The sequence below is a fragment of the Longimicrobiaceae bacterium genome (assembly GCA_035696245.1).
Taxonomy (GTDB): Bacteria; Gemmatimonadota; Gemmatimonadetes; order Longimicrobiales; family Longimicrobiaceae; genus DASRQW01.
Window position 1 is genome coordinate 1 of record DASRQW010000022.1, and the last position, 8,272, is coordinate 8,272.

The 8,272-nt window shown below is 69.5% G+C and carries 8 protein-coding genes; 1 reads left to right on the forward strand and 7 read right to left on the reverse strand.

Going from position 1 to position 8,272, the window contains the following annotated elements:
* The 6 genes from VFE05_00820 to VFE05_00845 form a co-directional block, all read right to left on the reverse strand.
* A partial coding sequence (locus VFE05_00820; GenBank protein HET6228585.1) for an IS4 family transposase occupies positions 1–645 on the reverse strand: 645 nt, incomplete at its 3' end.
* Positions 646–786: 141 nt separating this feature from the next.
* Positions 787–1,746, reverse strand: a complete 960-nt coding sequence (locus VFE05_00825; GenBank protein ID HET6228586.1) for a lysylphosphatidylglycerol synthase domain-containing protein — start codon at positions 1,744–1,746, stop codon at positions 787–789.
* Positions 1,743–4,166 carry a YfhO family protein gene (locus VFE05_00830; GenBank protein ID HET6228587.1) on the reverse strand — a complete coding sequence of 808 codons (2,424 nt, stop codon included), beginning with the start codon at positions 4,164–4,166 and terminating at the stop codon, positions 1,743–1,745. Before VFE05_00830 ends, VFE05_00825 begins: the two co-directional genes overlap by 4 nt.
* Entirely contained in the window at positions 4,163–5,305 is a 1,143-nt protein-coding gene (locus tag VFE05_00835) for a glycosyltransferase family 4 protein (GenBank protein ID HET6228588.1), read from the reverse strand. Before VFE05_00835 ends, VFE05_00830 begins: the two co-directional genes overlap by 4 nt.
* Positions 5,302–6,264 (reverse strand): class I SAM-dependent methyltransferase, encoded by a 963-nt coding sequence (locus VFE05_00840; GenBank protein ID HET6228589.1) that lies wholly within the window; start codon positions 6,262–6,264, stop codon positions 5,302–5,304. The genes VFE05_00835 and VFE05_00840 overlap by 4 nt, the downstream gene beginning before the upstream one ends.
* Positions 6,265–6,359: 95 nt before the next feature.
* Positions 6,360–7,001, reverse strand: a complete 642-nt coding sequence (locus VFE05_00845) for a hypothetical protein (GenBank protein ID HET6228590.1) — start codon at positions 6,999–7,001, stop codon at positions 6,360–6,362.
* Between the two features lie 227 nt (positions 7,002–7,228).
* On the opposite strand from VFE05_00845, the gene VFE05_00850 reads away from it, so the two are divergent.
* Positions 7,229–7,516, forward strand: a complete 288-nt coding sequence (locus VFE05_00850) for a hypothetical protein (protein ID HET6228591.1) — start codon at positions 7,229–7,231, stop codon at positions 7,514–7,516.
* A 493-nt stretch (positions 7,517–8,009) separates the two neighbouring features.
* On the opposite strand, the gene VFE05_00855 is transcribed toward VFE05_00850, so the two are convergent.
* The coding region (locus tag VFE05_00855) for a glycosyltransferase family 4 protein (protein HET6228592.1) at positions 8,010–8,272 on the reverse strand (263 nt) is incomplete at its 5' end.

Below are 8,272 nucleotides of genomic sequence, written 5' to 3' on the forward strand. Positions count from 1 at the left end.
GACGAAGCTGGCCTGGGCGCGCGTGAAGCGATGCAGACGGGCGAAGTCGACGTAGCCGCGGTCCATCACGTAGATCGCGCCTGCTTCCAGGGGCAGTTCGTCCAGCAGCGAGACGTCGGAGGTGCGAGCCGGAGTGATCCGCAGGAACGACGGGATGCTGCCTTTGAGGTCGAGCAGGGTGTGGAGCTTGACCCCAGCCTTCGTGCGGCGGAAGGGTGCCCAGGGGAAAAGGGAGAGACACAGGCCAATGGTGGTGGAGTCGAGCGCGTAGACGGTCTCCTCCAGGGCCACGCCGAAGTGTTCGCCGGCGTACAGACGCCTGGCCTCGGCGATCAGCACTTGGGCGAAGTCGGCGTAGATCCTCCAATCGCGCTTCTCGTTTGCGTCGGCGAGTGTCGTGCGGGAGATGGCCGGGCAGCGGAAGCCGAGGTGGTACAGCCGCTCGGGAATCGCGCCGAGACAGGCCTCGACGTCGCGCAGGCTCTCGCGAAAGGTGAGCTGCGCGAAGACCATCGCCAAGAACTGGTCCCAACAGGTGAAGCGCCGAACCCGGTGATCGCCCCGATACCGCTTGACCAGACGGCGGAACGTGTGCCGCGGCAGATGGTCGAGCAACTGGGAGAACATGGTGCGTCCCTCGTACATGGGCAGTCCTGGCTGAAGTTCAAGCCAGGCTCGCACCCCGAGGGACCGAGTTCAAGTCGGTGACAGCACAACAACGACGTAACCTGTTATCTGCACACACTACAGCATCATCTATTTACGTTAACCGGACAGTACTGCAGTTTACCGGCTGAACTTCGCGCTTTGCTTTTCGCCGGCATCTCCTCGCATATCTTTTTCACGAAGCATCACCAGGAGGATGCCGCCAGGGATGATCTCGCCCGCGACGGTCCACAGGCGGGAGACAAGGGAGAGGGATGCGGCGACGCCCGTGGGGACGAACGCGCCGAGCAGCAGCGTCAGTGCGGCTTCGCGGAACCCCAGCCCTCCCGGGGCGATGACCACCACGTAACCAACGATGAACGACAGGGCGTTGATCGCGATCACCGCCGGCAGCGCTGATGTCGGGAGTGGGACGAACGAGCGTAGAAAGAGGTAGAACGCGCCGCCGTAAAGCATCCACTGCAAAGCACCTAACGCCAGCAGCAGCAGCCCGTCTCCCCATCCCCCCCGCCAGTCCAGCTCCCCCTTGCGCGTCACCTTGGCGAACGCACGCACTCCGGCGCGAATCACGCGCGGATGCACCAGCGCGAACCCGATCGGCGCGATCCACCGCAGCACCGGCAGCACGCCCGCAAGCCTCCCGGCGACCGACAGCGGCAGCATCCACACGCCCACCATCCCGGCGGACAGCAGCAGGAAGACCATGTGGACCAGCAGCGAGGTCACCATGGCCGAGCCTGGCAGGCCTACAGACGAGCCGAGCTGCGCCAGGCTGAGGAACTGCCACACGACGCCGGGGATGTAGCGGCTGAAGTTGGAGACGAACCACGCGCGTGCCAGCGGCAAGAACGACACGCGCGCACCGCACCGCGCCAGCACCTGCTGCCACACCGCGACCCCTACCAGCAGCACCAGGCACAGCGCGACGACGGAGAGAGCGAGCAGCCCCGGCCGCACGTCCCAGTGGAACGCGCGAAGCTGCTCCCTATGTCTGTAGATGGAACGGCCGAGGAACCCGAACGCCGCCGCGATCAGCAGCCACGAAAGCGCGCGCTGGAGGGCGGGGGAGAGCTTCTTCACGCGGGGACGGGCTCGGCCGTGACGGGTGTGTGGCGCCCGCGACGGAAGTGCGTCGCGAGCAGGTAGAGGCCGTACGCCGCGAGCAGGCCCAGCGTCAGCAGGTACAGCATCAGCCCCGTGCGCAGCGCCGGCGGGTCGAAGGTGAATACAACCTCGTGCGCGCCTGCGGGGACGATGACGCCGCGCAGGGCGTGGTCGGTCCGCAGGATGGGTGACTCGCGGCCGTCCACCGTCGCGTGCCACGCCTTGTAGTAGTTGTCCGCCAGCACCAGCAGCGCCTGCCGGTCCGCCTGCGTGCGCACGGCCACGCGATCCGGCGTGTACGAGGCGACGGAAGCGGCGCCGTGCAGCGGAGTGGAAGGAAGCTGGACAGGCGTCGCGGAGTTGACGACCGCCGTCGTCCGCGGGTCGAAATTGGGCGCGGACATCATCTGCAGCGCGCCACCGGGCACGTTCGTCGTCACCAGGCTGGGGACGAGGTACGCGCGGGGGAGGGCACCGATGTTCTCGTACACGAAGGCGCTGCCACGGTGCACCTCGCGCAGGAACGGCGCGGCGATCTCCTGGCCGGAGACGAGGTAGCGCACGTTGCCCGCGTTCAGGAACGCGCCGCTGGGCGCGCTGAAGTTGTGGAAGTCGGGGTCCACGCCGGGCCCGGCGCCCACGAACTCGTTCCACTGCTGCATCTGGTTGCCGTGCTCGCCGCCCGCCTGGTCGATGTCGAAGCGCATCAGGTAGTTGCGCTCGCGGTATCCCCCCAGCACCCAGACGCGGCTGGGCTGCGGCTGCGACCGGAGGAACGAGGCCACGTCGTCCTCCGCGAACATCTCGTTCGGCGCGGGAACGGTGCGGAAGAACGGCCGGCCGACGACGCCCAGGTCCAGCACCGTCAGCACCGCGAGCAACACGACGGCCGGACGCAGGCCCAGCGAGCCGCGCAGCCAGGCCCAGAGCAGGGCCGCTACGAGCAGCACGAAGAACGCGAACCGGAACGGCGTTCCCACCGCGCCGGCGAGCTCCGGCGGCGTCCCCGCCTTGGCGGACGCGCCCAGCACGAAGCCGAGCGCCACCATCCCTCCCAGGATCCACGTCGCCGCCCCGAACGCCTTCTCGCCTTCGTTCGTCCTGCGCAGCGGCGAGCGGGCCGCGTCCCGCTCCTCGCGCATGCGCGCCAGCGCCTCGAGCGCGAGCGTGGCCATCGACACGAGCGAGAGGACAACGAGGAAGAAAGACAGGTTGGGCGCGCGGAACTTCTTCGTGCCCGGCAGGAGCTCGTAGTACAGCCGATAGATGGGCGTGTTGCCGCCCAGCGAGATGGAGAGCGCGAAGAGGCCCAGGCCCACGAAGAACCACCAGTAGCGGCTCTTGCGCGCGTACGCCCAGCCCAGCGCGAAGAGCGCGAGCACGACGGCGCCCACGTACTCGGTGTGCAGCTTGATGGGGCTCTCGCCGTGGTACGTCTCCAGCACGCCGTGCATCTCCGGCACCGCCACGTCGGCGATCTCGCCCGGGGGCATGGAGTACGACGTCGAGTATTCCCACCCGCGGCCTCCGGACATGCCGCGTGGCGAGTCCGGCACGTAGTCCTGGAACGGCAGGAAGTTCACCGACGCCATCACGAATGCGAAGGCGATGGCGGCGACTCCGAGGCCCAGGACGCGCGCCAGCTCGCCCCGGCGGCGGTGCACGCCGAAGTGGAAGACGAGGAACACGGCCCAGATCGCGGCGCCCAGCAGCAGGTAGTACGCGTTCTGGATCTGGAACGAGAGGAGCGCGAACCCGACCGTCGCCGCCAGGCCGGCGAACGGCGCCAGCTTCCCGCCCGTGCGCACGCCCATGTGGATCAGCGCGAAGACGAGCGGCGCGAAGGTGACCACGATGATGCGGCCCTCGTGGCCCGCCAGCACCCACGACATCGTCAGGCCCGTGAACTCGAACATCAGCCCGGAGACGAGCGCCACCCAGCGGCGCGTTCCCATCTCGCGCGCCAGCAGGTTCATCCCCCATCCCGCGAAGCCGAACTGGATCACGAACAGCGCGGGCCAGATGTTCTTCACGCCCAGCGTCCAGTCCGCCAGGAACCGGAAGGGATAGAAGGTGCTGCCGGGGTTCGCGTAGAGTGGCACGCCGCCGTAGACGTATGGCACCCACTTCGGCACGTGCCCCGCGGCGAAGCTGCGCGAGATGAACTCGTGGAAGAAGTAGCCGCCCGCCAGGTAGTCGCTGCCGTAGATGCCCTTGCCCGGCATCAGCGCCGGCAGGAAGTACAGCAGCGCCAGCCCGAAGTACACCAGCGCGGCGAAGCGCAGCGTGCCCGTGAAGCCGCCGAACGCGGGCGCCGCGTCGTCTCTCGGCAGGGATGACGGGGCGGCGGGAGACGGCGGGCGGGGTGCGGGGCGGGCGGGCTTTGGGTTCTTCATGGACGGGAGCATGGAGGAAAAGGCATGACGCCGCGCGCGTCAGCGGCGATTCGTTGCAGGAAGCGTAGATGCTGCGCGGCCACGGCGTCCCACGAATACTTGCGGGCCACGCGGCGGGCCTCGGCGCTGATGGTTGCGCGCGTGTCACCGTCGCCGAGCAGGGCGTCGATGGCGTCCGCGAGTGCCCTGGGATCGTCCGGTGGAACCACACGGCCCGCCCGCGGCGCGCATAGGACCTCCGGAAGCGCACCCACCGCGGAAGCGACGACGGGAACTCCCGCGGCCATTCCCTCGATCGCCACGATCGGGAGCCCCTCGAAGCGCGACGGCATCAGCAGCGCGAGAGCGCCGGCGAAGAGGCGGAATGCCTCGGCCTGGGGGAGGCCCGGCTGGACATCCACGTTGTTCTCGATCCCCAGCTCGCGGATCATCGCGGGAAGTCGGCCGGCGTCCTTCCCCCGGCCCACCATACGCAGGCGGACGGACGGCCTCTCCATTGCCAGGAGAGCCACGGCGGAAAGAAGTGTATCCAGCCCCTTCTGCTGCACGTCGAAACGGCCGAAGTAGAGCAAGAAGTCGCTCTCGGCGCGGCGGATCGAGAACAGCTGCTGGGGGACGCCGTTCGGGATCACCTCCAGGTATGCGCCGGCGGGAGCGTGCGGGCGCACCTGCTCGATCGTGAAGCGCGAGACGCCGCTCACCCACCTCGCGCGCGAGAGTTGCCGCCTTTCGAAGGCGCGGACCGCGGGGCCGAGCACACGTCCCCAGCGCTGCTCCGCGGTCGGCCCCATCAGCATGTGAACGATCAGGCCGACGGGGCGACCCGTGGGCACCGACACCGGCGTGTACACCGAAAAGTCCGAGATGGCCGCGTCGAAATCCGCGGTGCGGAGCAGACGGCTCGCCGCGCGCGCGAACGTCAGCCGGCTCCAGGCGTAAGGCTTCGGCGCACCAAGACGGACGTAGCGCACACCGTCCACCACCGCGTCGCGCGCGCCGGGGAACCGTCCCGTCGCCACCGTCACGTCCACGTCCTCCGCCAGCCGGCGGTAGACCTCGTGCACGCGCACGGCGCCGCCCCCGGCGAGCCACGGGTTCGGCAGGGAGTCGTAGATGCAGTGCAGGACGCGGAGCTTCACGGCCCGCGGCGGGCGATGAAGAAGTTGGACCCCAGCGCCACGTCCCACAGCGCGCGCATCGGCGCCGAGTCCGTCACCCAGCGCCGGCGCGCGACCCACGCGGCCACCTTGCTCTTGAGGCCGGACGACATCTCCGCCGGGCGGGAGATGCGCTCGCGCATGTAGGCGATCCAAAGCTCGCGAGGGGAGACGAGCACGCGGAAGCCGCGGCGCGCCAGCATCTTCAGAACCGCGCGGCGAGTGGGGATCACGCCCACGCCGTAGTTGCCCGCGCCGCCTCCGCGCACCCTCTCGAAGTACCACACCTGCACGGGCCGCGGCATCAGCACCAGCCCGGCCATGCGGTAGTGCGGGTCGTTTACGATGCTCGCCAGCGCGAACGGCTTGGGCGTCACGAGGTAGAGCACGCCGCCGGGGCGGAGCACGCGGCGGATCTCGTCCATCGTCCGCTCCCGGCCCTGCACGTGCTCCAGCACGTTGTCCAGCACTACGAGGTCGAACGAGCCGTCGTCGAACGGAAGCGTCTCGCCAAAGCCCTGGCGGACGTCGATCTCCACGCCGTGCTCCCGCGCCCGCACCCGCCCGCGCTCCACGCTACGCTCGTACGGCTCGATCCCGCTGGCCTTTGCCCCCGCCTCCGCGAAGGCGACGAGCACTCCGGCATCACCGCAGCCGACGTCGAGGACGGCAGCGCCGCGCGGGTCGAAGTCCGGCACGTAGCGCCGCAGCGTCGCGAGGATGAAGCCGCCGCGCGGGTACTCGCTGACGTAGTGGCTCTTCCACTTGTCGAAGTTCTCCGACTGCCACCAGTTGGCGCGGTCGGCCTCCAGCAGCGCCAGGTAGCCGGGCTCGACGGACGAGGAGTCGTGCCAGGCGGTCGCGGGGGATGGCGAAACAGGATCGAGCTCGGACGGGATGGGGGGCCTCCTTCGGTTGAAGTCGCAGTGACGTGCGCTCAATTCTATGCGCCCGGGCACGCCTGCGGGAGGCCAGAGGTAAAACGAAGCGGCCTCCCCCGCGTGGGGAGGCCGCCGCGGGCGTGGCCGCCGGCGCGTCAGGGGCGCCAGGCCGGATCGTAGAACGATGGGCCCAGCCAGCTGAGCGGGGCCGTCTTTCCGGTGGAAACCTCCACGATGTCGATCATTCCGGTGCTCGCATTTCGCGCGGCGATGAACCGGTCGTTGGGCGCCCAGGTGATGCCCAGTTCATAGCCCGCGCGGGTCACGGTGCGGATTCCCGTCCCGTTCGAGGCCATCACGCGGATGGGTCCGTACGCGTTGTTTCCGGCATAGATATAGCCGATGGTGTCGCCGTGCGACCACTCGGGCGAGTGGCCGGGCACGTCCAGGGCCGAGAAGCTTCCGGTTGCCATGTTCAGCACCCGCATCACCGTGTTGCGGCTGCCGAGCGCCTCGCGGAAATACGCCACGCGCGTGCCGTCGGGAGAGGGTGACGGGTGCGCCTGGATGATCCCGTCGTTCTGGAAGGCCGGAACCAGCTGCAGAGCGCTCCCGTCGGGGTGGATGCGATACGGCGCACCCTTGAAGTCCTGGTCGTAGCCGCCGAAGTACACCCACTGCCCGTCCGCGGAGGGGTGGCCCCACAGCTCCGCGAGCAGCGTGTCGGCCCGGACGAGACGAGCCGAGTTGCCGCCGAAGTCCGCGAGATACGCGTGCGTCAGCCCCACGCTGTACATGAACTTCTGCCCGTCGGCGAACCAGCGCGGCGAGCGCGCCTGCGGCTGCGCGACCAGCCGGGTTGCGGCGCCGCCCGCGATGGGCGGAATAGATCCCGTCGCTGCGGCCCAGCAGGAGGGTGCCGGCCGGAACTGCGGTGACCCCGATCGAGTCCTCGAACGCGCCGCTGGTGGCGTAGACGGTACCCGCGCCGAACACCGGTGCCGTGACGACGCCGCCGGAGAGCGTGAGCCCGCCCGTAGCCGCCAGCGTCGCCGTCTTCGCCAACGCGTTGCCGCCGCGGTCCCGTACGGTGGCCGTCACGGAGATGCTGCCCCCGATCACGAGCATGGTGTCGCGCGGCGAGAGAGCGACGGAGGCCGGGGCTCCCGGAGTGACGGTGTACGAAGCCTGCGAGCTCGGACCGATAGTCGGGGCGCTGACCCGCAGCGTGGCTGCACCGGAATGGGTGCCGAACTTCACGCGGAAGGCGGCGCGTCCGCTCGCGTCCGTGGTCGCAACGGCGGTCGGCTGATAAGCGGCGCTTCCGAGCGGCGCCGCCAGCAGCGAGGTTGCGGAGCCAGGGGCCGTTTCGGCGGTGACGTTCAGCCCGGCCCGCAGGTGGCCGGTGCCGTCATGCACCTCCACCACCAGCGGCGCGGCGATCTCGGCGCCGATGGTATCCGTAGCGCCGGCCCCGGAGATCACGATCACCTCGGGCGGCCGCGGAGGCTCGGTGGTGCCGCTGCATGCCGTCAACGCGGCGCACAGCCCGAGCGTGGCCAACCGCCCCGCGTGGGAAAGAGGTTTCACGGACGATTCGTACATGGCTCCACATCGTGCGGGAAGGGGTTGGACCGACGGCGGAGCGCAATCTGTACAAAAAGGCGCCGCGCGGGAACGTAATGCCGTCGCGGTTCCCTCGCTATCAGTTCCTGCGGGATGCGTGACGGGAGAAGGAGTTGGTTCCGGAGGACGTGGATGGGTGAGGGTTTGCGGAATTCCCGCCGTGGGCGCGGCAGCGAGGGTCAGCCCCTGCGCGCGACGGACCGGTACACCTCCGCCAGCCGGTCGGCGATCACCGGCCACGAGAAACCGGCCTCAACGTCCTCGCGCCCCTGCAGGCCCATGCGCCGCGCGCGCTGCGGATCCGCCATACACGCACGCACCGCGTCTGCCAGCGCTGGCGCGTCGCCCGGCGGCACCAGGAAACCGTTCCGCCCGTCGCGCACGATGTCCACGATCCCCCCCGCCGCGCTGGCGATCACTGGCTTGCCGTTCACCATCGCCT